At 47.0% G+C, this 24,431-nt stretch carries 20 protein-coding genes; 17 read left to right on the forward strand and 3 right to left on the reverse strand.

Going from position 1 to position 24,431, the window contains the following annotated elements; translation table 11 throughout:
* Positions 1 to 275: 275 nt before the first annotated feature.
* Positions 276 to 1,403, reverse strand: coding sequence for a hypothetical protein (locus tag ACN5NT_RS23315; protein ID WP_417789273.1), 1,128 nt, complete (start codon positions 1,401 to 1,403; stop codon positions 276 to 278).
* A gap of 176 nt (positions 1,404 to 1,579) precedes the next feature.
* On the opposite strand from ACN5NT_RS23315, the gene ACN5NT_RS23320 reads away from it, so the two are divergent.
* The 17 genes from ACN5NT_RS23320 (at position 1,580) to ACN5NT_RS23400 (ending at position 22,681) form a co-directional block, all read left to right on the forward strand.
* Complete coding sequence (locus ACN5NT_RS23320) at positions 1,580 to 2,491, forward strand: flagellin (RefSeq protein ID WP_419177072.1); 912 nt, start codon at positions 1,580 to 1,582, stop codon at positions 2,489 to 2,491.
* Positions 2,492 to 2,577: 86 nt separating this feature from the next.
* Positions 2,578 to 3,027, forward strand: a complete 450-nt coding sequence (locus tag ACN5NT_RS23325) for a flagellar biosynthesis repressor FlbT (RefSeq protein WP_417789271.1) — start codon at positions 2,578 to 2,580, stop codon at positions 3,025 to 3,027.
* Positions 2,978 to 3,400: a flagellar biosynthesis regulator FlaF gene (locus ACN5NT_RS23330; RefSeq protein WP_419177081.1), complete on the forward strand. Its 423-nt coding sequence runs from the start codon at positions 2,978 to 2,980 to the stop codon at positions 3,398 to 3,400. Before ACN5NT_RS23325 ends, ACN5NT_RS23330 begins: the two co-directional genes overlap by 50 nt.
* Positions 3,401 to 3,417: 17 nt before the next feature.
* The gene (locus ACN5NT_RS23335) at positions 3,418 to 5,286 is read left to right on the forward strand and encodes a hypothetical protein (RefSeq protein WP_419177073.1); all 1,869 of its coding nucleotides are present in this window, start codon (positions 3,418 to 3,420) and stop codon (positions 5,284 to 5,286) included.
* A gap of 34 nt (positions 5,287 to 5,320) precedes the next feature.
* Positions 5,321 to 7,315 carry a 6-hydroxymethylpterin diphosphokinase MptE-like protein gene (locus ACN5NT_RS23340; RefSeq protein WP_419177074.1) on the forward strand — a complete coding sequence of 665 codons (1,995 nt, stop codon included), beginning with the start codon at positions 5,321 to 5,323 and terminating at the stop codon, positions 7,313 to 7,315.
* A gap of 11 nt (positions 7,316 to 7,326) precedes the next feature.
* On the forward strand, positions 7,327 to 8,349 hold the full coding sequence (gene pseB / locus ACN5NT_RS23345) for a UDP-N-acetylglucosamine 4,6-dehydratase (inverting) (RefSeq protein WP_417789267.1): 1,023 nt from the start codon (positions 7,327 to 7,329) through the stop codon (positions 8,347 to 8,349).
* 12 nt (positions 8,350 to 8,361) lie between these two features.
* Positions 8,362 to 9,219 carry an N-acetylneuraminate synthase family protein gene (locus ACN5NT_RS23350; protein WP_419177075.1) on the forward strand — a complete coding sequence of 286 codons (858 nt, stop codon included), beginning with the start codon at positions 8,362 to 8,364 and terminating at the stop codon, positions 9,217 to 9,219.
* Positions 9,220 to 9,221: 2 nt separating this feature from the next.
* Positions 9,222 to 11,867: a methyltransferase domain-containing protein gene (locus tag ACN5NT_RS23355; protein ID WP_419177076.1), complete on the forward strand. Its 2,646-nt coding sequence runs from the start codon at positions 9,222 to 9,224 to the stop codon at positions 11,865 to 11,867.
* Positions 11,868 to 11,871: 4 nt separating this feature from the next.
* Positions 11,872 to 12,732, forward strand: coding sequence for a sulfotransferase (locus ACN5NT_RS23360; protein ID WP_417789264.1), 861 nt, complete (start codon positions 11,872 to 11,874; stop codon positions 12,730 to 12,732).
* Positions 12,725 to 13,897, forward strand: coding sequence for a class I SAM-dependent methyltransferase (locus ACN5NT_RS23365; RefSeq protein WP_417789263.1), 1,173 nt, complete (start codon positions 12,725 to 12,727; stop codon positions 13,895 to 13,897). The genes ACN5NT_RS23360 and ACN5NT_RS23365 overlap by 8 nt, the downstream gene beginning before the upstream one ends.
* 7 nt (positions 13,898 to 13,904) lie before the next feature.
* The gene (locus ACN5NT_RS23370) at positions 13,905 to 14,714 is read left to right on the forward strand and encodes a transketolase (protein WP_417789262.1); all 810 of its coding nucleotides are present in this window, start codon (positions 13,905 to 13,907) and stop codon (positions 14,712 to 14,714) included.
* 1 nt (position 14,715) lies between these two features.
* On the forward strand, positions 14,716 to 15,687 hold the full coding sequence (locus tag ACN5NT_RS23375; protein ID WP_417789261.1) for a transketolase family protein: 972 nt from the start codon (positions 14,716 to 14,718) through the stop codon (positions 15,685 to 15,687).
* Positions 15,688 to 15,690: 3 nt separating this feature from the next.
* Complete coding sequence (locus ACN5NT_RS23380) at positions 15,691 to 16,431, forward strand: SDR family NAD(P)-dependent oxidoreductase (RefSeq protein ID WP_417789260.1); 741 nt, start codon at positions 15,691 to 15,693, stop codon at positions 16,429 to 16,431.
* Positions 16,428 to 17,645 (forward strand): ATP-grasp domain-containing protein, encoded by a 1,218-nt coding sequence (locus ACN5NT_RS23385; RefSeq protein ID WP_419177077.1) that lies wholly within the window; start codon positions 16,428 to 16,430, stop codon positions 17,643 to 17,645. Before ACN5NT_RS23380 ends, ACN5NT_RS23385 begins: the two co-directional genes overlap by 4 nt.
* 3 nt (positions 17,646 to 17,648) lie before the next feature.
* Positions 17,649 to 19,622: a glycoside hydrolase family 57 gene (locus tag ACN5NT_RS23390; protein WP_419177078.1), complete on the forward strand. Its 1,974-nt coding sequence runs from the start codon at positions 17,649 to 17,651 to the stop codon at positions 19,620 to 19,622.
* Between the two features lie 60 nt (positions 19,623 to 19,682).
* Positions 19,683 to 21,194, forward strand: coding sequence for a B12-binding domain-containing radical SAM protein (locus ACN5NT_RS23395; protein WP_417789257.1), 1,512 nt, complete (start codon positions 19,683 to 19,685; stop codon positions 21,192 to 21,194).
* A gap of 11 nt (positions 21,195 to 21,205) precedes the next feature.
* Entirely contained in the window at positions 21,206 to 22,681 is a 1,476-nt protein-coding gene (locus ACN5NT_RS23400) for a B12-binding domain-containing radical SAM protein (protein WP_419177079.1), read from the forward strand.
* 21 nt (positions 22,682 to 22,702) lie between these two features.
* On the opposite strand, the gene ACN5NT_RS23405 is transcribed toward ACN5NT_RS23400, so the two are convergent.
* Together ACN5NT_RS23405 and ACN5NT_RS23410 are read right to left on the reverse strand one after the other, a co-directional pair.
* Positions 22,703 to 24,235, reverse strand: a complete 1,533-nt coding sequence (locus tag ACN5NT_RS23405; RefSeq protein ID WP_417789255.1) for a hypothetical protein — start codon at positions 24,233 to 24,235, stop codon at positions 22,703 to 22,705.
* An 11-nt stretch (positions 24,236 to 24,246) separates the two neighbouring features.
* The coding region (locus ACN5NT_RS23410; protein ID WP_419177080.1) for a flagellar basal body rod C-terminal domain-containing protein at positions 24,247 to 24,431 on the reverse strand (185 nt) is incomplete at its 5' end.

Consider the following 24,431-nt stretch of genomic DNA (forward strand, 5'->3'; position numbering starts at 1 on the left):
CCGTTTCCGGATTTGGTTTTTGTCGATGTCACGACACCGGACTGGGGGCTGCCAGCAACATTGTTTTTTGCTTCTAACGCTAAATTATCCATGATCACATCCTCAAATTTCTGATCGTTGCCAGTTATTATGCAAAGGATGTGCCAGTTTTTGTATATCTTGCGAAGCTCTGGGTTTTCTTGGAGTTTTAAGAAATAAAGGGGCTCTTAAAAAAGAAGGAAAGGTTCCTTAGGGAAAACCTTTCCTCTTTCTTTAGGCAAAAAGTGCCTAGGGCGTTATGCGTTGATATCCATCAAAATCTGCATGACGGGATTGTTTGAAGAGCCGCTTGGGATAAGAGCGCTCAGACTTGCTTTTAAGGAGAATTTTTGTGCCAGTGCGCTTTGTGCAGCCTTATACTTTCGTACGAGTTCATCTTGGACGTCTGCAACTTTTCTCTGGCCTTCCTGCTGAATCTTGAGTGTTTCGTCGCGAATGTCGCGTATTTGGGCTGTTGCGACATCGCTGTGGTAGTTTAGAGTCGTTTTCACCATTGCGTAGCGCGCTTTTTCCAGGAAAAGAGCTTCTTTCGCTGCGGCGATATCTTCGCGCGCTCGGTTTCTTCCCTCGGAAGTTGAAAAGTTGCCGTAAAGCCAAGAGTTTAAGATCTCCAGGCCTGAGCGATTCAGTGTGCCGGTGCGGGTAACAGCATCAGCTGTATTTGCGCTGGTTGTGAATGTTACATCGTCACCTGAGATACCATTTAAAACTAAGCTGTCCACTCTATTAAAAGAAGCGACCTTGCTTGGGGAAACCGGGGCGTCTGGATAAGAGTCGTACTGCCTCAGCAATTTGGTGTCTGTTTCGACCTGCCAGCGTTTTCCGTCACTATCAGTGATGTAGTAGCTTGGGCGAATATCCGCGCCGCCGACTTTAGATAAGACGCCGTTGAAAGATATGGGGTAATCCAATTCGCGAGAATCGGAGTTCAATAGGTTGGTTGTAACCCTTGATTCATCAGCGCTCGAATATATAGACTTGAGTTGAGAGTCAAATGTTGCTGAATACCCATCTGCGCGAAAGTTTGAATCTGGATCATTCTGAGAGTTTTCAGCACTATTAATTGTGTTTAGCATGCGGTCAAGGGTGGAGTAAATCCCCTCTAGTCGCGTAAAATTATTATTGATAATGTCCTGAGCGTCTTCGATGAGTTTGTTGTGTTGTGTCCAGCGGTCTTTTTCAAAGTTCTGTTTTTGAACTTTTGTGTCATATTCTGCTTGGATCCGCAGGGTTTGTTTGTTGCCCTCTCCCAAGATACTGTTCTGCATTTGCTTGCTGAGAGTGGCAGCCTGGACGTTACCTTGCGCATTAAAAATGGTTGGTTGACCCCCAGAACTACGGAGGGCATCGAAAATATTAGACATTTTAGTCACCTTGACGAAGTTTCTACTTCTCTAACTTTCTATTTTCTCACGGTAATGAACGAGAGTCAATATTGGATCTGCGGTGGATTTGAATTGAAATGGATGAACGTATGAGATATATTATATTTTGTACGCAGTAGGCGTATGTTTTACTATCCTTAGAAAGGGGAATTGAAATGGCTGAAATCGCACTATCATCTGCAGTACGATCTAACTTGCTCGCACTGCAAAATACTTCAGGCTTTATCGATCGTACACAGAACCGTCTTTCAACTGGTTTGGAAGTGTCTTCACCGATCGATGATGCGATCAAGTTTTTCCAAGCTAAATCGCTGTCTAACCGCGCTACTGACTTGTTAGAGCGTAAAGATGCTATCGATCAGGGCGTAAACGCCTTGAACACGGCACTTAAGGCTGCTGATGCGATGGAAGATCTTGTGAAGCAAATGAAGGGTGTTATCGACCAGGCTCGTAGTGGTGATAAGACACAACGTACAGCATACAAAACTCAGCTACAAGATTTGGGTACCCAAATTGAGAAGCTGGTTAACGATGCGTCATACCAAGGTTTGAACCTTATCAACTCGACAGGTTCTAAGCTTGCAGTTCGTTTCTCTGATAAGCAAGATTCCAAGCTTGAGGTTAACGGTGTTAACTTCCAGATTTCTGGTTTCTTCAAGAAAGAGGCCGGTACTGCAATCACCCATGGTGACGCTTCTAAGTTGTTGACGGGTGGTCTTGGCTTTACCGCTGCGATTGATTCTGGGTACAGCTTGAGTAAAGCTTCTGAGGCTGCGTTGTTTAACGCTGCGGCCGATAAAGCGATCAACGCTCTTGATAAGACCGTTTCAAACTTGCGTTCTGAAGCTGCGAAGATGGCAGGTAACGTTGCAATCCTGCAGGTTCGTTCGAACTTTACGCAGGAATATTCCAACGTGCTTGAGAGTGGTGCTGCTCAATTGACAGTAGCTGATCTCAACGAGGAAGGTGCCAACCTGCTGGCGTTGCAAACACGTCAACAGATGGGTATTCAGGCCCTGTCGTTTGCTGGTCAATCCGAGCAAGCGGTCCTTGGTCTGTTCCGTTAATTTCTCGCACAGCCCAAAGGAAGGTCGAGGGGGCGTTGTCTCTCTCGGCCTTTTTTATCTTGAAATTAGGTGGAAGGTGAATAGAGATGCCACTGAAAATTAATTTAAAAAAGAACCAAAAAATTATTATCAATGGGGCGGTGCTCGAAAATAATAACTCGCGCGCAGTTTCATTTACGCTATTAAATTCGACAGCTATCTTGCGTGATACGGAAATTTTGACGGCAGAAGAAGCGGTTACGCCTGCAAGTCGGGTATATTATGCTTTACAATGCATGTATATCATTCCAGAATCAGAAATCGAGCACAGGAAAAATTTTGAAGCTTTCCTGAAAGATTATGAAGCTGCAGCGCCTTCGTCGTCGGAACTTGTTAAGAGTATTCGAGAAGAAGTTTCTGCAGGAAGTCTCTATAAAGGCCTTCGTCTGGTAAGGCAATTGATTGAGCATGAAGGCAAGGTATTGAACCATGGACAAATCACAACAGATGAAGAGTTATCAGCAAGGGCCGACGGAGGGGAATCCTCGGCAGACTGAGGCTTGGGCGCTTTCACAGGCAGCGTTGAGGATGACGCATGCCCGAGATGGTGGTGATATGGAAGAGCTTGCGAGTGCCGTTCGTTTAAATTGGCGGCTGTGGACGATTTTTCAATCGGATTTACTCGCGCAAGATTGTCCGCTGCCTGATGATATTCGCGGGAATGTTATCTCTCTTGCTGCTTTTGTGGATAAGCAAACGCTTGCATTTATGGGTGATAAGGACGCGCAGAAGGTTGATGTTCTGATTAATATTAATCGCGAGATCGCTATGGGTATGTATCAGCAGCCGCAGAGTGAAACGACAACGCAACAAGATGCCGAGGCGCAGGAAGAAGCGCCGACGGTAAATCTCGCAGATTTAGAGGCGTAGCAGACGGGGGGCGTTAGATGCTCAAGTTGGAGGAGTTGGCGCGACAAGGTGATTGGAACGCGCTTATAGAGGTGTTTGAAAAGGAATGCTCTGACGCAGAGGCTGATTGGTTTTATCTTTTTTGGCGCGGGTACGCTGCATTTAGAACCGATGATTTTGTAACCGCTTGGGAGATTGGGAAAGTTGTATATGAGCAGCAACCTGAATGTTTAGAGGTTGCTGATTTTGTCTGTGTACTTTCGGTCTTACTCGGTCAAACTAAGGATGCCTACTTTTATATGAAGATGAAGAATGTGTGTTCTTCAGATGAAGTCTTGCGGGACTTTTTTGATGCAGAACCCCTGCCAGATGCGGGGGCTCTGCTGGCCGATGTTGTGGAAATGCCCTTGTTGAATCATGCTCTTTTTGCATTGGGCGAGGGAGATCTTGATCGCGCAGAGAAGTGGTTTTTACAGCAGTTAAGGCTGCATCCTCTTGATGCATTCTCCCATATTTCTTTTGTTCACTGTCTTGTGGAGAGGGAGAGGTATCGTTCCGCGCTTGATGCTCTTAGGTCTGCATTGGTTGTGATACCGGATAATGCTGATTTATATAAGATGATGGCCTCCGTTCTTGATGCGTTGGGCAAGCGGGATCAGGCGAAATCTGCATACCGCATGGCAATTTCTGTTGCGAAGAAAAAAGGTGTTATAGAGGGGCTTTACGCGTACTCTTTTACCTATGATGCGGAGGCTATTGAGAGTGAGAAAGTAGCCAGATGCCGAGAGTGGGGGCAGGTATATGGCTTACCGGAAAGGCGTTCTCCAATTGCGGTTAGTGAAGTCGCGAAACGATCCAAACTTGTTATTGGTTTTATTCTTACCGACTTTGAAAATCAAAGAGGGTTGCCTGCTCTAGCGCGAATGCTTTCGTTTAAAGACGAAGATGCTTTTAAGTACATTGGTTATGGCGGTGCTGACATTACATCTGCTCAGTATCAACCGTTACAGTCATCATTTGATGAATGGCGTAGCTTGGAAGGGGTGCTTCCTGCGACATTACGTAATATGGTTGCTGCAGATGGGGTGGACATTCTTATCAATTTGAGTGGTTTTCGAGATCCCGTTTTTCTGGCGACCTTTGGCGCGCGGATGGCGCCTGTACAAATGCTGTGGTTTGATAGTTGGTATGGAACTGGCCTAAACTGTGCTGACTATCTTTTGACGGACCACACTGCGGAAGGAGCACTAGAGAAAGTAGTTTCCTTGCCGTCTTCATCTTCTCTAGTCGGTAGGCGTCCTCTAGACACGCTTCAGAATACGCGTGAAGACATGAGAAAAACGTTTATTGCGGACGTTGTTTTCAGGCAATTGACGCCACGGACTTTGGAAGTGTGGGCACATCTTTTAAATAAGCACCCAGATTCCGTTCTGGTTCTTCGCGATCATGACTTTTTCTCCAGTGATAATGCGACCGATTTAATTGAGAGGTTCGGTAACTACGGACTGGCTCATCGAATTGATATCGTGGCTGAAGCAGATCGTAGGTTGTTCTTTTTGAACGGTGATGTGGCTTTGTTGCCTGTTGGTGATGTCGGTGTGGATGTTGTTTTAGATGCGCTAGAGGTCGGTGTTCCGGTCGTCGCGTGTGGTGAGTTGGGTGGTAGTTCGATTGCCTTGAAAAAGCTGTATGAGGTTCTGGGGGTGCAAGAGGAACTCTATGCTTCAGATCTTGACGCTTACTTGTCGAAATGTGGGGGATTTTTAGGAGACGAAGGCTTGAGGGCTGAGTTTAGTTTAGAGGTTCGCCGTAAATTGGACGAAACGCCATATTTCGATTACCGGGCACGTATGACAGAGTTTGAACAGCTTTTAAAAGACGTTTGGGCAGAACAGGCTGTTAGCTAGAAAACAATCAAGACAAAATTGGAGAAGCCAAAAGATGTCTTTATTTGAGAAAAATCTTGAGTTCTTTAAGAATAAAGAAAACTCAATATATGAAAAAGTTGTGAATTTCACAACAGAGAACTCAACGCTGATTTTTGAAGGCGACACGGCCGTCAACTTGCGTATGGGGAATGTTAATTTATATGGTAAGAATGAAAAAGACTATGTCGACAGTCAGATGGAGGATTTTTTAAAGAATCCTCTTCGATTGCATTTTACAAACCCTAGTCATTGTAATTTGTCGCCGATCTCTATTGGAATGTTGCAGAAGCTGCGAGATCGTTTTTTGATTGAACACAAAGCTGAATTTAGTACTTTTCCCGTCACAGATACCGGTTTTCTCTACCTTTTAGGGATCGGGCTGGGTCAGATTGTTGTACGCTTGCTGGATGAGGAATTAGCCAGTAACTATTTTCTGTTCGAGCCGGTTGTTGAAATATTTGCTCAGTCTATGCATAAAATGGATTGGGAACAGATTTATGAGAATGCTGAAAATAAGGGTATAAACCTTATTTTGATCGTAGGTGAAACGCCGTTACAGTCTGTGCTTCGTGTCGAAGCACATATTAGAAAAATTGGTAACACCTTTATTGATGGTTCTTACTTTGTTGCTCATTATTCCTCTTGGGAAATAGAAGAAATTTACGGTTATTTGATGGATCGTTTAAAAAGCTTCAATTATTCCACGGGTTTTTATGAGGATGAATTGGTGATGATGAGAAATTCTTATGAGAATTTCAAAAATCATACGTTTCGTTTTATTAAAAATGGCAAGTATTTACGGCAAGAATATCCTGTTTTAATTGTAGGATCAGGGCCATCGTTAGAATATGACATTGATATAGTTAAAGACCTTCAGGATCGCGCAATCGTTGTATCTTGTGGAACGACCATCAATGTCTTGCTTAAAAATGGTATTGTTCCAGATTTCCAAGTGGAAATCGAAAATGTTGAAGATGTATATAAGTTCAATAAAAAAATCTCGGAAAAATACGATCTGTCAAAGGTTGTTCTCGTGGCGACAAATACTGTCCACCCAAAGGTGACGGGGCTTTTTGGCGAGACCTGGTATTATGCTCGTGGGGCTTTAAGTTCGACCCGTGTTTTCATGGAGCCTAACGCCGACCTGGAGGGCACAACGCCTCTCTCGGCGAACCCCGCGATTGCGTCTATGGCTGTTCTAGGCTTTAGGAACATGTACTTATTTGGAGTTGATTGTGGGCGATATGTGGGGGCGTCTCACCATCATAAAGATAGTATCTATCACGAACTCGGTATGGAGGAACAAGATTTTGATCCTGCATACGGTATACGGGTGCCGGGGAATTTTGGCGGTAAGGTAGAGACGACAGCTGTTTTGGATATGTCGCGTTGGGTGATCTCATCGATCAGAAAAAAATTTGGAATCCACATGTACAATTCTAGCCATGGGGCTCGTATTGACGGAGCTATTCCAATGGCAGCGGATGCAATTGAGATGGAAAGTGATGCGGGGCGTAAGGCTCTTGTAATTAAAACCTTACGAGATCAGCTTAAGACCTATAACGCGGGTGAATTTATTGCCGATTTGGATTTTGATAAATTTTTAGAGCAGTTTACAGAGTTTGGCGAAGGTTTTGATGAGTGCTTGAGTTCATTGGTCGGCAAGTATTCTTCTTTTAGTGAAATCGACAGTAAAATTGAAGAATTCTGGAATACCAATTTTGATAAGTATAAATGTGTATTTGCAATGATTGGGGGCTCATTTGCGTCAATGATCCGTTTGGCCGCTTTTTATGGCTGCAGGATTTCTGATGAAAAAGCTCGTTTCGAGTATATTCAGATCTTCTTGGAAGCTTATCAGGAGCAGGTTCTGTGGATGGTCGACCAATCTCGAGGATTGTTTGAAGATATGGTCAATGGTGAGACCGTTAGAAGTTTTAAATCTTATCCTCTTCCGACTGACGAGGATTATGTAGAGCCTGACACGATCGGTATCGTGGAGGCATAAGAGAGATTGTCATGAGAAATTTTCAAACAGAAACAACCATGCTAGATGGGGCTTCAATCCTGATTACGGGTGGTACGGGGTCTTTTGGCAATCAGTTTGTGCAAACCGTTCTGGATAGATATAACCCGCGTCGCTTGGTCATCTTCTCTCGTGATGAGTTGAAGCAGTTCGAGATGCAGGAGAAGTTTAAAAACCATCCGCGCTTTTCCTGTCTGCGGTTTTTTATTGGTGATGTTCGTGATCACTATCGTTTGGAAGTTGCGTTTTCTAATATTGATTATGTTATTCATAGCGCCGCGTTAAAGCAGGTGCCGGCGGCTGAATATAATCCGACAGAATATGTTCGCACAAACATAGGCGGTGCGGAAAATGTCGTGCGTGCTGCGCGTGCTGCTGGGGTGAAACGGGTGATCGCCCTGTCGACAGATAAGGCCGCAAGCCCCCTTAATCTTTATGGGGCAACCAAGCTGGTTTCTGACAAGATATTTGTGGCGGGCAACAACCTGAGTGGTCGTGATGGGACGCGTTACTCCGTCGTGCGCTATGGGAATGTAGTTGGGTCCCGCGGGAGTGTAATTCCGCTGTTTAAACGTCTAATTGACGAAGGGTGCCGGGAGTTGCCCGTTACCGATGGGCGTATGACGCGGTTTTTCATTACATTGGATCAAGGGGTGGATTTTGTCTTGTCTTGCCTTGAGAAAATGGTGGGTGGTGAAGTGTTCGTTCCCAAAATTCCAAGTATGAAAATTGTTGATCTCGTGAAAGCCTTTGGGCCGGACATTTCGACAAAGATCACGGGGATACGTCCGGGTGAAAAACTGCATGAGGTGATGATCACAAGTGATGATGCCCGTGTAACGGTAGAGAAGGATGACCGCTATATCATCCAGCCGTCTTTTGCATTTTGGACCGATAGGGTGGCGGAACACGGAAATTGTACGCCATTGCCGGAAGGGTATAGTTACGCAAGTGACACAAATAAAGAGTGGTTAACGCAAGAAGAGATGTATCGACTGATAGAACAAGAAACATAGGAGAGCGTACATATGTTCGGTTCAAAAGGTCTGCCTTTTTTTATTTCCGAAGTATCCAGCAATCATTCGCGTGATTTGGAAAGGTGTCGCACTTTTATCCAGACATCCGCCGACATTGGCTGTGATGCCGTCAAGTTTCAGTTGTTTAAGATCGATGAACTCTTCGCGTCAGAAATTCTAGTGAAAAGCCAAGAGCATAGAGACAGAAGGCAGTGGGAGCTGCCTGTTTCTTTTTTACCGGATTTGTCAGAATTTTGTCGCGAGGCAGATATTCAGTTTAGCTGCACGCCCTTTTATCTGGATGCCGTTGAGGAATTGTTTCCCTATGTGGATTTTTACAAGATCGCCTCTTATGAGCTATTGTGGGATGACCTTATTCGACAATGTGCGCAAACTGGTAAGCCACTGGTGATGTCTACGGGGATGGCGACCCTGTCAGAAATTAAGCATGCGGTCGCGGTTTTTGAGGAAGCCGGGGGGAAGGAACTTTCGTTGCTTCATTGTGTTTCGGGATACCCCGCACAACCGCAGAACTGCAACCTTTCGGCCATAGAGACCATTCGTAAAGAGACAGGTCTAGCCATCGGTTGGTCAGATCACAGTCGAAATCCAGCCGTGGTGAACCGTGCCATTCACAGATGGGGCGCGCAGACTGTCGAGTTTCATCTGGATATTGATGAAGCAGGTGAAGAATATAGTACGGGCCATTGCTGGCTGCCTGAGGAGATCGCGCCGGTAATTCAGATGCAGCAGGTCATGTTTGGCGCGGATGGGAACGGCATAAAGCAGCCGACGCCAGACGAGATTGCAGATCGTGATTGGCGGGCTGATCCGTCAGATGGTTTGCGCCCTTTAAAAGGGATGCGGTGACTATGGTTGAGCAAACTGTCTTATGTGTCGTTGGGGCCCGCCTGAACAGTAGCCGCCTGCCAAAAAAACATTTGTTGGATTTAGAGGGGAAACCTCTTTTGCAATGCTTGTTGGAACGGTTGAAAACATCTTCGTTGATAGATGACATCGTGGTCGCGACGACGCGAGATGCTTTTAACCAATCCTTGGTTGATCTGTGTGAAAAAATCGCTCAACCCGTTTTTGCTTATGAAGGCGATGTGAACAATCTGGTAGATCGTGTTGATACGGTCGTGCGGCGTCACAAACCAGATTTTGTCCTCTATGTGTGCGGGGATTGTCCGCTGGTCGATGTTGAGACAATAGATGCGATGATCTCTAAGGCGCTTGAAACCCCAAAGGTGCAGGTTGTTGAGTTAATGCCACTTCCTGACGGCAAGTCCTATATCCATGAAGGGTTTGATCTGTTTAGCGCGGCCTTTTGGCGAGAAATGTCGGAAAACTCCATCGCCCCCTTTAATCAGGAACATATCGCGTCGATTTACCGTCATAGTGGGGTGGTGAAGCCGACGCATGTAGAGTATGTAGAACTGGATCAGCTCTATAGTGCAATCGAACATCGTATTTCCGTAGACACTCTTGCGGATTATGATTTTATGCGGGCGGTCTATAAAAAATGGTATAGGCAGCATGGGCCTGAAACGATTGTTGATTTTAAGTGGGCCATCTCACTTTTGCAGGATGATCCGGCTTATCTGGCAATCAATAGCCATGTTAGACAGCGCAAAGCGGCAGAAAAGGGGCGTTCGGTTTTATTTGTAACCCAAGCCGGTGCTGAGGTTGGTTTTGGTCATTTGTCTCGCACGTTGACATGTGCAAAAGCTGCACAAGAATACAATTCATATGGCGTTAAAGTGCTGGTGGAAGGCAAACCGATTTCCTTTTCCAGACTAGACTTGTTTAACGCGAGATGGATTGAGTCTTTGCAAGACGCAACGGATGTGTCGGCAGATATTATCTGTCTGGATCTTAAAAATATAACAGACGAGCATATCGCGTGGGCCAGAGAACATGCTTCTTATGTGGTCTGTCTTGATCAGTATGTTGAAGGTCTAGAGCCAGCAGACTTGTATTGGTTTCCCTCGCCGTATGTTCAGGCGGAACTCGCGTCACGTGAAGAGGTTAAATTCGGCTGGGATTGCATGCTGGTTGATCAATCGATCCCGGCTTTAAAAGTTGCGGGACTCAAAAAGCGCGGGGTTGTCCTTACGGGAAGTGGGGACCATGCCAAGATGGGGGCCACGTTGGCACAGAGGTTGGCAACAGATTTTGGGGCTCAAGTTGAGCTGGATTGGGTGCAGGGACCTTTTGCGGATGCTCCTGTCTTTACTCAAGAACAGCCGGACGGATGGCGGGTCCTGACACAGGTGCAAGGGCTCTCAAATCACTTACAGGCATATGATTTTGCGATTTGTGTCTTTGGTGTTTCTTTTTTTGAATGTTTGGGTGCAGGGGTGCCAGCCGTTTGTATTGATCCGCTACACATGGCAAAACCTGAAGAATGGCAGCTGTTGAAAAACGCAATGCCGCCATTGATGGCAGAGAGTCAGGATGATGTGTGTTTGAAATTGAATAAGCTTCTGGAAAACCAATGTGATAAAGAGTTTCTGGAGCCGTATCAGATGGATATTGTGAAGGGACCAGCTCATTTTGCGGCTTCTCTGAGGGCCTTAATCCCTGTGTCTTGGCAGGATGCGTTTTATGGGGAACATTCCGGCAAGCTGGTCTATCAGCATGTGCATGGCGACGTTATTGAGTGTGAGCAATGCGGCTTTAAACATATGATCCCGTTGCCATCTTATGAACAGCTTAAAACCTTTTATGAAGAAGAGTTTTATCAGGCGGAGAAAGAGGATTATCTGCAAAAATCAGTGGATGAGTGGCTCTGGCTTGACTTTGAGTTTGGGGATCGTCTCGCACGTGCCGAGCAATCGCTGGGATCGCACAGTGAGAGAACCGTTTTGGATATCGGAACGGGGCCAGGCGGGTTTCTTCAGGTGGCAAAAGCTCGCAACTGGATTGGTTTGGGAATAGAGCCCTCTGATCATGCGGCATCGTTTGCGCGTCAAAATGGACTTGAGGTGCATACAGGCTTTTTTGATGCTGAATGGGCTGCACAGATGGGGCAATTTGATCTTGTTCACATGAGCGAGGTTTTGGAACATGTGCCTGAACCCTCAAAATTATTGAACTTGGCAGTCTCTAAGGTGAAACCGGGGGGGATGATTGTTGTTTCGGTTCCCAATGATTTTAATCCGTTGCAAGAGGCCGTCATCCGGCAAGATAATGCCGAAAGTTGGTGGGTCGTGCCGGACCATCATCTGAATTATTTTGATTTTGAGAGTCTGGAGAATCTGTTGCGGCACGCGGGCTTGAATATTGTCAATCGTTCTACAAACTTTCCGATGGAGATGTTTTTGTTGATGGGTGAAAACTATCGGGGTGCGTCCGATATTGGTAAAAAATGCCACAAACGCCGAATGACTTTTGATATCTCACTGGGACAGCGCAAACCGGAGGCCCGACGTGCTTTGTATGAAAGTCTCGCTTCGGCGGGGCTGGGGCGCTTAGCAATTGTTTATGCACAAAAACCAATGGAACAAGGGTGATACAATGCAAACACAACCATTCTTTATTGTAGGATGCGGACGCTCTGGCACCCAGTCACTTGGTCGCTATTTTAGTGCTTTTGAAAAGGCGCAGTGTGAACATGAATATAACGTGTTGGAAATCCAGAGACTGGGAACACTTTATGAGGCTGGTTTAGTCAGTCGCGAACAGGCTTTGGGCACGCTTGAGCTTTATTATAAGTCTGCGGTGAAATATAGCGAAACGCTGATATGGGGAGATAGTTCCAATAAGCTGTCCTATTTTGTACCCTTGTTAAAAGAGTTGTTTCCTCAGGCCAAATTCGTCCATGTGGTGCGCGATGGGCGCAAGGTTGTGTCCTCTCTGTTCCATAAGTTGGGGAAAGAGGTGCTGGACGATCGCAGCAATGCGATTATGTGTGATTATCTCGCCGCCCCTGACCATGTCATGATCCCGCCACCGGAAAAAAAATACTGGTGGCCGACACCTAAGCCGGGCACGGCCCTGTTTGATCGTTTTAAAGAGATGTCGCAATTTGAGCGGATTTGTTGGCACTGGCAATATATCAATAATCGGATATTGGATGATTTTGAACTGCTGTCAGACGATCAAAAAATACGTGTGAAGTTAGAAGATATTACCAGCGATCTGGGGGCGTTAAAGTCCTTTAGCGCGTTTATTGGCTTAACGCCCAATCAGGAACAGGCAGAGTTGATGGGCAAGCCCTATAATGTCGTGGTTCCCGTAAACTACGGGCTGACGGCGGACCAACAAACTGTATTTGAAAAACATTGCCGTGTGATGATGGATCGATTGGGCTATGACGATAGGGAATACGATCTAGACTATAGAACCAATAAATTTGAGGGAAAGATAGATGGTTGATCAGTGTGATTTATGCGGTAGCGCCAACTTGTCTGTCGCTTATAAAGTTCCAACGACGAAGCGCGGCCTAACCGTATATATTTGTGAAGACTGTAGTTTGTTGCAAAGCTTGCCGAGGATTGATTATGTTGAAAAGCGTGACAACGCAACCATGCTCGGCGGCGCAGGCTGGGGCAATATCCGGTATGGGAAAGGGTTTCGTACCAAACATGCCCTTGATCTTTTGCGCCAACATGATTTGATTTCCTCGGTCGGGACGTTGCTTGATATCGGGTCAAATCGTGGCAGTTTTGTGAAGGCGTTTTTGGACGAAAACCCAAAAGCCAATGTGTGGGCGGTGGAGCCTGATGAACGTGTGGTAAGTGACTACGAAGGACTAGATCAGGTTCGTTTAATTCAGGAACGTATCGAACATGTGGATTTGCCGGGCGGCAAGTTTGATCTTATTTACAGTAGTCATACGTTGGAACATGTGCGCTCCGGACGGGCATGTCTGGAACAGAGCTTTGAGGCTTTGGCGGACAATGGCATTATGTTTTTGGAGGTGCCAAACACGGATATTCTCAACTTTGAAAATCAGGTTGAAGAATTTTTCATGGATAAACATCTTTATCATTATTCGGCAAAGACGCTGATCGAGCTGTTGAACGTGACGGGTTTTGAGGTTTTGTTTGGGCCGGACCCGCAAGATGAAACCTATTTAACGCTGATTTTACGAAAAGCAAGCCCACGCCAACCAAATGTGGCGGCGTTAAAGAACGAGGTTGGCGTTGCGAGAAAACAGCTCAGCCATTATGAAGAAGTCTTTATTGCTAATCTTGAACGGTTGAAAAAGGGCAGTCGTTGGATTGAGGAGCTATCGCGTGACAAACGGATTGCCATCTGGGGCGGAGGACGTATTTTCTCCAATTTGCTAGAATATGGTGAACTGGATGCGTCTTGTCTGGTGGGTGTCATTGATAAAAACCTGTCCAATTACATTCAGGCGGTGCAAGGGTGCAAACTTTTAAAGCCGGAAGCAATTCAAGATATGAAACCGGATGTTTTGGTGATCGCTTCACGATTGTTTTTCGATGAAATTAAAGCTGAGGCAGAAGAGCTTGTGCCGGGCCTGGAGTATGTTTCCTTGGATGATATTTTAAATCAAAGCGCTGGGACGCAGTGAGGTAAATATGATGGACTTAAAAGAAATCGCGACCGAAATTCGTAAGATCGCGTTGGAGAGCATTTATCAGGCGCGTTCTGGTCATCCCGGGGGCAGCTTGTCAATTGCGGATATTTTGGCTGTTCTCTATTTTGATGAGATGAATTTTGATGGGCAGAACCCAGACGATAAAAACCGCGATCGTTTTATTTTATCAAAGGGACATGCCTGTCCTGCCTATTATGGTGCCTTGGCCCTGAAAGGGGTTTTCCCGCGTGAAGAGGCCTTGAAACTGCGTAAAGTCGGCAGTTTTATGGAAGGCCATCCGGATGCACGCCAACCCGGTATTGATGCTCCATCGGGATCGTTGGGAATGGGGTTGAGCCAAGGGATTGGGATGGCGCTTGGGGCAAAATATCAAAACTTGTCCTACCGCACGTATGTGTTGCTTGGTGATGGCGATATGCAGGAGGGCAATAGTTGGGAAGCTTTCATGCTGGCTCCGTTTCAAAAATTGGACAATTTGGTTGCGATCTATGATGCCAATGGTTTGCAAGGCGACGATAGCGTGTCGGCTCAGCTGGACCTGGGTGATGTGCCGGCAAAGCTGAAGGCTTTTGGATGGCATGTTTTGGAAGTTGACGGTCATGATGTGGATGCCTTGAAAGAAGCATTCGCTGCGGCCCGAAAAACAAAAGGGCAGCCAACCTTTGTTTTTGCCAAGACGGTGAAAGGGAAGGGAATTTCGTTTATGGAAAACGTGATTTCCTGGCACGGGTCCTCAACGATGAGCGCTCAGGAAATTAAAGAGTCATTGGCTGAATTGGCAGAGGTGTAACATGCAGGGCTTGGAATTTTGGGACGTTGGCCAAGAGGTTTCCCTACGGGACGCCTTTGGACGTGTATTAAATTATGCGGGGGAAAAGCGCGATGATTGGGTTTTATTAGACGCTGATGTCGCAGGTGGCACAGGGGCGAAACCATTTGTGCAGAAAATGCCGGAACGGGTCATGCAGTTTGGGATTGCAGAACAGAATATGATGGCAGCAGCCGGCGGTGTTGCAGAAAGTGGTTTGATCCCGGTTGTCTCCACCTTTGCCGCCTTTGGAACCATGCGCGCCCATGAACAGTTTAGAACGGCGATTTGTTATCCTGAGCGCAATGCCAAGCTTTGCTGTTCTCATTTAGGGTTAGATGTCGGCCCGGATGGCGCAACCGCACAGGCGCTGGAAGACCTTGCGACCATGCGGGCAATTCCAAATACGCTGGTCTTGGTGCCTGCGGATGCCAATGAGTTTATGCTCGCTTTTTTACAGATGCTGGATCATGTCGGCCCGGTTTATATGCGTATTGGGAGAAGTCCTGCGCCGGTGATTTGCGATGGGTCCCAACCGTTTGAGATTGGCAAAGCGCGCCGGATTAAAGACGGAAAGGATGTCACCATTGTCGCAACAGGGGTAATGGTTGGACGCGCCTTAAAAGCGGCGGATGAACTTGCGGCGCGTGACATTTCTGTACGCGTTGTGAATATGTCTTCCATTAAACCGCTTGATGAAGCGGAGATTTTGGCGGCAAGTCAGGAAACGGGTGCCATTGTGACAGCCGAAGATCATTCCGTAATCGGTGGGCTCGGTGGGGCTGTTGCAGAGTGTTTGGTGAAAGGAACGCCGTGTCCGGTCGAGTTTGTCGGAGTAAATGATGAGTTCGGAAAGTCGGGTGAGCATGACGAGTTGCCGGCTTTGTATGGCATTGACGTTGCCGGTGTTGTCAAAGGTGTTGAGCGGGTGCTCGCCAGAAAGCAGGGAAATTGATTGATGGATTTGACGGGTAGGATAGCGTTTGTCACCGGTGGAAGTCGGGGCATCGGACGTGCGATCGTTGAGGCCTTTGTTGCAGAAGGGGCGCACGTGTTCTTTTCTTATGAAAAGAATGAAGCCGCCGCACAAGAGGTGCTGACGCATTTGGGTTTACCGGCGGAACGCGCCGTTCAGTGTCATGTCTGTGATCGCAAAGCTTTGCAACAGGTGTTTAGCGACATTGAGGCCAGACATGGTCGTCTGGATGTGTTGGTCAACAATGCGGGTATTAACAAACCAACAGATTTTGATGAGATATCGGACGAGGATTGGGATGCGATTTTGGATGTTAATCTGAAAGGGCCTTTTGTGGTGACGCAAGAGGCAATATCTTTGTTGAGAAAGTCTGAAGCCGCAAGTGTGATCCATATCGGATCAGTCTCCGGTCAATATGGCGGTCCACGCACAGCGCATTATGCTGCGAGTAAAGCGGGCTTGATTTCCTTGTCTCAAGTCATTGCGCGTTTTTTGGCAGAAGATAATATCCGGAGCAACGTGCTGGCTGCCGGTCTGGTTGCGTCTGAAATGGCAGCGGCTGGTTTGGACTCGCCACAGGTGCAAAAAGCGGCGGAAGGCGTTTTGTTGAAACGTATGGGCACCCCGCAGGAAGTTGCGGATATGGCGGTATATCTGGCCTCGGATCGTAGTAGTTATGTGACGGCGCAAACTTTAAACGTAAATGGCGGGCTGTACTTTTGAGCAAAACACTTTTGATATTGGGCGCCAGCCGCCAAGCTGAAGAAGGTCTCCGGCATCTCAAGGGATGCGGCTGGTTTTTAGTCGGTTGTGATATAGATGAACAGGCACCGGGCTTTAAATGGTGTGACGATCATATTATCGCCAGTGTCTATCATGAAGATCAGGCGGTACCGGCTGCGTTGGAGTATCACAAGAATGTGCGCCCCCTTGATGGTGTCATGTGTTTGGCCGTCGATTGCCCTCATGTGGTGGCACGGATTGCGCGGGAACTGGATTTACCCGGTATATCTGTGGAAACAGCGGATTTGGCGGTGGATAAAATTGCGATGAAAGATCGTTTCAAGGCAGCAGGTATGGCAACGCCCGTTTACCGCGAAGTTGATAGTCTTGCTGAATTGATGCGTTTTTATGACGAGCGACAAAAACCGTTAGTTATCAAGCCATGCGATAGCCGTGGCTCAAAAGGCGTGAGTTTAAATAAGGACCCTGCTGATTTTGGATGGGCGTTTGACCATGCGAAAGCGTCTTCACCAACGGGTCGGGTAGAGGCAGAAGAATTTCTGAGTGGTCCTCAACTCAGCACCGAAACGATTGTGTATGAAGGTACAGCCTACACGATTGGTATCTCAGATCGAAACTACGAATTCCTTGAGACCTACGCCCCTTATATTATTGAAAATGGCGGGGATTTGCCAAGTTTTTGGTCAGAAGGAGAGATCGCGCAGGCGAAAAAGGTTATGGGTCAGGCGGCGCGCGCCTTGGGTGTCGAAAACGGTGTTCTGAAAGGCGATTTGTTGTTGCATGGGGGCACGGTATATGTTGTTGAAGTCGCCTTACGTTTGAGCGGCGGATATTTCTGCACCCATGAAGTCCCCTTGAACACAGGTCGTTCTACGATCATTCCGGTTGCTAAAATTGCGTTAGGGGAACCGGTTTCTTTGGGTGAGCTTGAGGTCACGGGATTAAGGCCCGTATACCAACGTTATATTTTTCCAAAGCCCGGTCGGATTGTCGATATGTCAGGTATTGATGTTGCGCGGGACTTGCCTGGTGTTGACTTTGTAGATGTCTGGGCTGAGGTCGGCGACGAGGTGATTTCACCTGTCAATGCCGGCGGAAGCGTGGGGGTTATCATTACGTCCGGTGCAACAAAGGAACTGGCTTGGCAGAGTATGGATGCAGCACAAAAAGCGATTGAAATCCAAACGGTATAGGTCATGAAAGTTTATTCGGTCTTTCATTTGAATCTGGCTTTTTCTTCCATAGAGGAAGAGGATCGGAGCATTGTTATTGAAAAATGCTATTGGCCAATCTTAAGGCTCATTCAGTCTGGTTATCCCCTTGCCATAGAAATGACGGGATATACACTGGAGACAATTCAGGAAATTGATCCGAATTGGGTTGATGAGTTTGCTCGGCTGTTAAAGGAAGAGAAAACCGAACTCGTTGGCTCCGGGTATGTGCAAATGATTGCCCCCTTGGCTCCACCACAGGTGACAGAACAGAATCTCGAGATGGGAAATCGGGTCTATGCGCGGTTGCTGGGCGTGGTGCCGAGAGTCGCTTTGGTCAATGAGCAGGCTTATAGCCCCGGTCTGGTCCCCCTTTATAAAAAGGCAGGCTATAGCTGTTTGATCATGGATTGGGCAGAACCGTCAAAAGATCATCCCGAATGGGACCCCAGTTGGATGAGGTCGGTGCAAAAGGTTGCGGGGGAAGGCGAGGAGATTGGACTTCTTTGGTCTGATGCGATTACTTTTCAGAAATTCCAGAGATGCGCTCACGGTGAAATAGAGCTTGAGGAATATCTCGACTTTTTGACGCTTCAGTTGGAACGGGGGGGAAGCTGCCTGCCTCTTTATACCAGTGACGGGGAGGTGTTTGATTATCGTCCGGGCAGATATGCGCAGGAAGCGATGGATCGTGATCTCAGTGAGTGGGAAGTGGTGGAAAGTCTGTTTGCGATGGTTGCAGGGCTGGATGCGGTCACGTTCAAACTACCGTCCCAGATTATTGCACAGACGGTGTTTCCTGAAACGGCGTTGCGACTGGAAAGCGCGCAAACTCCTATTCCCGTTAAAAAACAAAAAAAGTACAACGTTTTACGCTGGGCGGTGACGGGGCGGGATGATCTCAAGTTAAACACGTTATGTTGGCGCTGGTATGAGACTTTAGCGATACAAACACAGGTCAGTGAGGCAGAGTGGCGTCGGTTATTGTTGGTCTGGTCCAGTGATTTAAGGACGCATATTACTCAGAAACGATGGGACAAGTTGGGCAGGATGTTGCCTGCAGTAAAACAATTAGAGCTCCCGAATAAAAAAGCCGTTCAAAGCGATGCACTCTTTCCGGAGGATGTGGTGGTCACGCGACGTGGGCCTGTGATTGATATTGATACACCCGCAGGATATATGCGCCTAAACGCAAATCGTGGCTTAGCTATTCGTGCGTTCGGGCGCAAGATTGAGGGGCAACGCGAAACATCCCTTTTGGGGACCATTGCGCATGGTTTTTACGAAGATATCTCGTTTGGTGCGGATTTCTATAGCGGGCATTTTGTCGCGGAACCGGCAAGCAGTGCAAAACTCACCGATCTCGTGAAAGTGGAGCCGGAGATTTTATGGGATGAGGCATCTCGCTCGGTTATCGTCTGCGCTGAGATGTATATCAGCTTCATGGGGAAAATTCGAAAAGAGGTGTGTTTTCAGGTTGAGGACTTGTGTGTTGACGTCAGGTATGACGGGGACGGGTTGGTGCGCTATCAGGATGGCGTCTTACGTTTTGCGACGCTGACCTTAAACCCAACGGCATTTGATCCAAACAGCCTTTACTATGCGTGCCATAATGGCGGAAGAGACCTGCAGTATCATTCCTTAAGTCATCCTTTGCAAACAGTGCGCATTGTTAATCATGGGGCAGCCGTTTCACGTTTAGTGACGGCTTCAACAGGTCTTGGGATGACTCAGGGATTTTTGTTGCTGGGTGATCAAGATAAGGCGATTAAGCTGACGGTGGAACGCGCTCATGTCGCTGGTGTCGGACAAATACATTGCGAACCGGTTCGAGAAAGTTACTTTTGTCGTGCTACTGTGAGCCTTCGGGAATGGGATGAGACATCACGAAACGAGCCTGACACGGTTATCGGGGAGTATCAGGATGTAATGTTGTCTTATAAGTTTAATTTACTTTAATACAACATGGACTATTAGTATGTAATATTTTAGAATATCTCGAAAGAACGAGGATTGCTGATGAAGTATTTACATGTGTCGCCGCCATGGTACATTTTTTATGGCGATAATAATCTGCGTCAACCAAATACGCCTCTAGGCGCATCATACTGCGCCGCTACGGCCATTCGTAATGGGTGGAGCGCAACTATCTGGAATGGAGATTTGCTCCCTGTTGGGGGGGATGTGCGATATTCGGAGGAGATGACGGGGTATAAAGACTATCTGGTCAATCATTCGCGCAAAGATAATCCGATTTGGGATGAGTTTCGCGCTGTTCTAAAAAGTGTCAAACCTGACGTTGTGGGGGTGACGGCGTTATCACCGTCCTACCCCTCTGCGTTGCGTGTTTGTGAGATTGTTAAGGAAGTTTTTCCAGACTGTGTAACCGTGATCGGCGGGCCTCATCCGAACGCACTCCCTGAACAGGTGGCTGCGGCTCCACACGTAGATGCAGCCGTATTTGGTGAGGGGGAAGGTCCGCTGAAAGATATTCTGGATGCGGTGAAGGCGAAGAAGAAGTTGTGCGGTATCCCCGGAACGGCGGTTCGTGATGATGCCGGTAAGGTCATAAAATCAATGCCAGGCTTGTCTTATGACAATCTAGATGACATTGGTTGGCCCGCGAAGGGAATGGTTTATGACACTCACGGTCTTTTGGGGCGGGATAATCATGGTTTGGTGATGTTTTCCAGAGGGTGTCCCTATAAATGTACTTTCTGCGCATCTCCTTCCTTATGGACACATAAAGTCAGGTTTAGAACGCCTGAAGATATGGCGCAGGAGATTTATGCAACCTACAAGGCGTACGATACACGCTACTTTAGCTTTGAGGATGATACGTTCACGTTGAACAGAAAGCGTATCATGAAGTTAATGGACCTAATCATTGAAAGTGGCTTGCCTAAAGTCCCAGGGTTTCGTTGGACCGGTAATACTCGGCCTGACTGTGTGGACCCCGAGTTGCTGGCAAAAATGAAAGAAGCAGGCTGTGCGGCGGTCGCGGTTGGTGTCGAGTTTGGCAGTGAGCGTATGCTCAAAAAAATGTTGAAGGATTATACCGCAGATGATGCGCGACGCGCCGTTGCTGAGATTAAAGAAGCCGGCTTGATTTCATCCGGTCAGTTTTTGGTCGGGGTGCCGACGGAAACGCCAGAAGAAATGTGGGAAACAATTGCCCTTGCTGATGAGTTGGAAGTGGATAGCGTCATGCTGTCTGTCGCAACACCTTTACCGGCAACCGCCTTACATGATGAGGCCGTTAAATTTGGTCTGATCCCAGAAGAAGGTCTGGACTGGGGGACAATCACTACCAAAAACGACGGCATTTTAATGACCGTAGAAAAAGACGGAAAAATATTGCCGATGCCGGAGAAACAACGTGTCGAGTTGGTTGCTGAATTGCATGAAGCCATGAATAAAATTCAGGAACGAACACTCCATCGTCGTAGTGCGAGCCGCAGCTGGTATGAAGCGCAGTATCTTCCCGAAGATGAGGTTACACCGGTCTACGGTATTCAAAAACCCAATTAGGAGATGCTGTTATGAAAGTGTTGCTGATTACGCCTCCGTACTATGTACCTGGAGAGACATATGCAATTAGTGTTGGTCAGCCTTTGGGTATCGCTTATTTAGGCGGTAGTTTACGTGAGGCTGGGCACGATGTCGTATTGGTGGATGGGTTGATGGGGGGGCGCCGTCGTGATTTGACGGCTGATGACCTTTTGAAGGCGTCCGATCCAAACGAATATAGTGATTGTATTCGTATCTCACGAGGTGTCTTTCAGCGAAATAAGCTGGATGAAACTTTTCCATCTGGTGCAACGACTGTCGGTTTGAGTTTTGAACAGGTCGAAGAGATCATCCGCAAAGAAAAGCCCGATGTGGTCGGGATTTCCGTTATCTTTACAAGCATTTTTAAAAGCGGGGCCCACATTGCAGCGCTGATTAAAAAAATAGACCCAACCATCATCACGGTTATGGGGGGAACCCATGTTACGGTTTCTAAAGAGAGCTGCCTAGCGGTTGATGCGATTGATTATATTGTTACCGGGGAAGGGGAGATCAGTTTCCGCGAGTTGCTGGATAACCTGGAGAATGAAGAGAAACTAAAAACCACGTTAGGGGTCGGGTTTGTTCGTGACGGAGAGACATTTTACACCCCGCATGAACTGAATTATGAGCTGGATGAATTGGCGTTCCCGGCGTTTGACCTCTTGGAAATGGATGACTATTTCGAAACAATGGCAGAGGGGCGTGCTGGTAAAATGTACACGACGAGAGGGTGTCCATTTGCATGTTCATTTTGTTCTGTGCCTTTGACATCCGAGCGGCGTTTCCGGGTTCATTCAATTGAACGAACGATCAAAGAAGCTCGATATTGGTGTGATACGTATAATGTAGAAACGCTCATTTTCGAAGATGATAACATCAACACAAACTTGAAACGTTACAAAGCCTTGATCTCAGGCTTCTTGGAGGCAGATATTGGTGTCAAGATTGATGCGCGCAATTTGAGATGCGACCTTCTGGATGAAGATGTCTTGTTACTTATGAAAAAAGCGGGGTTTGAAACCGTTTGGATTACACCTGAATCCGGTAGCCAGCGGGTTATGGATGAAATCATCAATAAGAAAATGAAGGTGAATGAAAGCTGGGCGGCTGCCCAACGTATTTTAAAATGCGGTATGGATGTCGGTGCTGCTTTTGTGATCGGTTTCCCCGGTGAGACACGTAAAGAAATCCAAAAAACCATTGATTTCGCGTACGGTTTAAAAAATATGGGCGTTAAAAACTTTTGGTTTTCGATCGCAACCCCGATTGAAGGGACGGCACTGTATAATCAAGCCATTGAAAGTGGCTTAATCGATGGTATTGATTTCGATAAGTTTACTTACAATACCGCTGTGTTTGATACGGATGAATTTAGTGCTGAAGAGCTTAAAGTATGGCGAAATGAGTTGATGTCTGACTTGAATGAATATGCAAACGCGACCTGCGGAAAACCGCAAGTCGCGTAGTGATTATCTGTTTAGTCGCCTTTAGAGGAAGTTCGCTAAACCAAGGTTTTGAGTTCTCGAAATCACTTGATAAGAGGCTTGAAGTGCTCGATCAATGTCTAGCAGCTCAGTAGTGGCTTCCAGCAGGTTGATATCTTCCACGCCGCTAATGCTGGTTTTTAGGAAGTTAATGGTGGTGCGCTCGCGTTCGATAGAGCTTTTCATTTGCTGTCGGTCAAAAGCCGTATTGAAGCGAAGCTGTTCAATACTCGCATTTTCTTCAGGACCATATGGTGGCTTCCCATCTGTGGGAGAGTCCAGTGCTGAATCGAGTAACCATAAAGCTTCTTCGGCTCTTTCTGTATTCTGATCAAGTCCACCGGATGTCCCAAACTGGCCTTGTGCAATAATTGAAAGAGCGCGGATGGCTTTGTCAAAGGCGGGGTTGAGGCCGTTGATATTGATGTCAACGGTTCTGTTTTCGTCAACTCGATGCGCAGTGGTCATCAAATCGCCTTCGTAATAATTTGAAACAGTGATTGTGCCTGCCTCGGCGCCGCCGGGGACGGTTGCAACTTTTTGATCAACTGTGATGGTGCTCCCATCCGCAGATACGTCCGTAACGGTAACCGTCATCGTGTTGTTTGCTGTCCCCGAGCTGATTTCCATTGTGGAGGGGACAGCCACCTCTGAGAAAGTTCCGGCTGGTGCCGCGATTGTTCCTGCAGTGGCATCATAGTTGACTGTTGCAGAAATGTATTTATCCGCCTCCGAGCCTCTTTTGATGGTAAAATCATCGGCAGAGGGGCCCGCGGTTGTCAGTTCTTTTCGCTTTACTTCGATGTAGCCAGTTGTGGTATCGACGCTGCTAATTGTCCAATCACCATCGTTGGATGTCCCGCCAGAAATATTGATGTCGCCCCCAGCTTTAAAGTTTCCATAGTCGCTAGCGGCATATCCCGCAATTGAAATACGCATCGCCTGGTTGTTACCGGTACCGACTTCTGTGAAAGTAAAGTTGTCTGCAACGCCGAATTCCGCGATATGTGCATCACGTGTTTCTGGGAATTTGGTCGTGTCACCATTCCATTTTGATTGGAAGTCAGACAGGTTTTCTCCAAGGTTGAGGTCAACTGGTGCGACGGAAGTTCGGGAGCCTGAGAAAAGGTAGCGCCCAGCAATGGATTCGTTCAAAAACCCTTGAATGTCTCTGAGTGCCTGATATGCAAATTTTTGGACTTGCTCTACCTGTTCCGAATCTCGTGTTTCGCCTGCGCTGTAGTCAGAAATCATATCGTACATATCAGTAATTGTCTCTTCGACACCGACAAGTGAGATATCTAAAGACTGCAGTCGTAAATCAGCGACTTCGTTGTTTGAAATGTAGTGTTCTGATTGGTTTAGCAAGTGTTCCAAACGAACTAATCGCTCGGATTGATCTGGAATTCCAGCATATTGTTGTGTTTTCTTCTCAGTTGCAACTGCGATTTGTGCATCAAACATGTTGCTTTGCAGCTTGAACAGGTGGGAGTTCATTAGCTGGTGGTGAGCAAAGTTTGCTAATCTGTTAACCATCTTACTATCTCCTACCTGACGGCACCTTCAAGGGTTTCAAACATTGTTTGGATGACACTGATAATACGCGCCGCAGCGGAATATGCTTGTTCGTACAAGATAAGTTGCGACAATTCTTCATCCAAGTTTACACCCTTCTGGGAGTCATTTCTATGCGAAAGGCTGTTGACCAAGGAAGACTGGATCTCAACATCCA

The sequence above is a fragment of the Desulfosediminicola sp. genome, from assembly GCF_048381775.1.
Lineage (GTDB): Bacteria > Desulfobacterota > Desulfobulbia > Desulfobulbales > Desulfocapsaceae > Desulfopila > Desulfopila ganghwensis.

Bases quoted from the DNA above. Each gene is read 5' to 3' on its own strand.
- ACN5NT_RS23400 (WP_419177079.1), top strand. From the start codon at position 21,206: ATGAAAGTGTTGCTGATTACGCCTCCGTACTATGTACCTGGAGAGACA.
- ACN5NT_RS23325 (WP_417789271.1), top strand. From the start codon at position 2,578: ATGCCACTGAAAATTAATTTAAAAAAGAACCAAAAAATTATTATCAAT.
- ACN5NT_RS23405 (WP_417789255.1), bottom strand. From the start codon at position 24,235: ATGGTTAACAGATTAGCAAACTTTGCTCACCACCAGCTAATGAACTCC.
- ACN5NT_RS23335 (WP_419177073.1), top strand. From the start codon at position 3,418: ATGCTCAAGTTGGAGGAGTTGGCGCGACAAGGTGATTGGAACGCGCTT.
- ACN5NT_RS23395 (WP_417789257.1), top strand. From the start codon at position 19,683: ATGAAGTATTTACATGTGTCGCCGCCATGGTACATTTTTTATGGCGAT.
- ACN5NT_RS23375 (WP_417789261.1), top strand. From the start codon at position 14,716: ATGCAGGGCTTGGAATTTTGGGACGTTGGCCAAGAGGTTTCCCTACGG.
- ACN5NT_RS23370 (WP_417789262.1), top strand. From the start codon at position 13,905: ATGATGGACTTAAAAGAAATCGCGACCGAAATTCGTAAGATCGCGTTG.
- ACN5NT_RS23330 (WP_419177081.1), top strand. From the start codon at position 2,978: ATGAAGAGTTATCAGCAAGGGCCGACGGAGGGGAATCCTCGGCAGACT.
- ACN5NT_RS23360 (WP_417789264.1), top strand. From the start codon at position 11,872: ATGCAAACACAACCATTCTTTATTGTAGGATGCGGACGCTCTGGCACC.
- ACN5NT_RS23390 (WP_419177078.1), top strand. From the start codon at position 17,649: ATGAAAGTTTATTCGGTCTTTCATTTGAATCTGGCTTTTTCTTCCATA.
- ACN5NT_RS23380 (WP_417789260.1), top strand. From the start codon at position 15,691: ATGGATTTGACGGGTAGGATAGCGTTTGTCACCGGTGGAAGTCGGGGC.
- ACN5NT_RS23365 (WP_417789263.1), top strand. From the start codon at position 12,725: ATGGTTGATCAGTGTGATTTATGCGGTAGCGCCAACTTGTCTGTCGCT.
- ACN5NT_RS23315 (WP_417789273.1), bottom strand. From the start codon at position 1,403: ATGTCTAATATTTTCGATGCCCTCCGTAGTTCTGGGGGTCAACCAACC.
- ACN5NT_RS23340 (WP_419177074.1), top strand. From the start codon at position 5,321: ATGTCTTTATTTGAGAAAAATCTTGAGTTCTTTAAGAATAAAGAAAAC.
- pseB (WP_417789267.1), top strand. From the start codon at position 7,327: ATGAGAAATTTTCAAACAGAAACAACCATGCTAGATGGGGCTTCAATC.
- ACN5NT_RS23320 (WP_419177072.1), top strand. From the start codon at position 1,580: ATGGCTGAAATCGCACTATCATCTGCAGTACGATCTAACTTGCTCGCA.
- ACN5NT_RS23355 (WP_419177076.1), top strand. From the start codon at position 9,222: ATGGTTGAGCAAACTGTCTTATGTGTCGTTGGGGCCCGCCTGAACAGT.
- ACN5NT_RS23350 (WP_419177075.1), top strand. From the start codon at position 8,362: ATGTTCGGTTCAAAAGGTCTGCCTTTTTTTATTTCCGAAGTATCCAGC.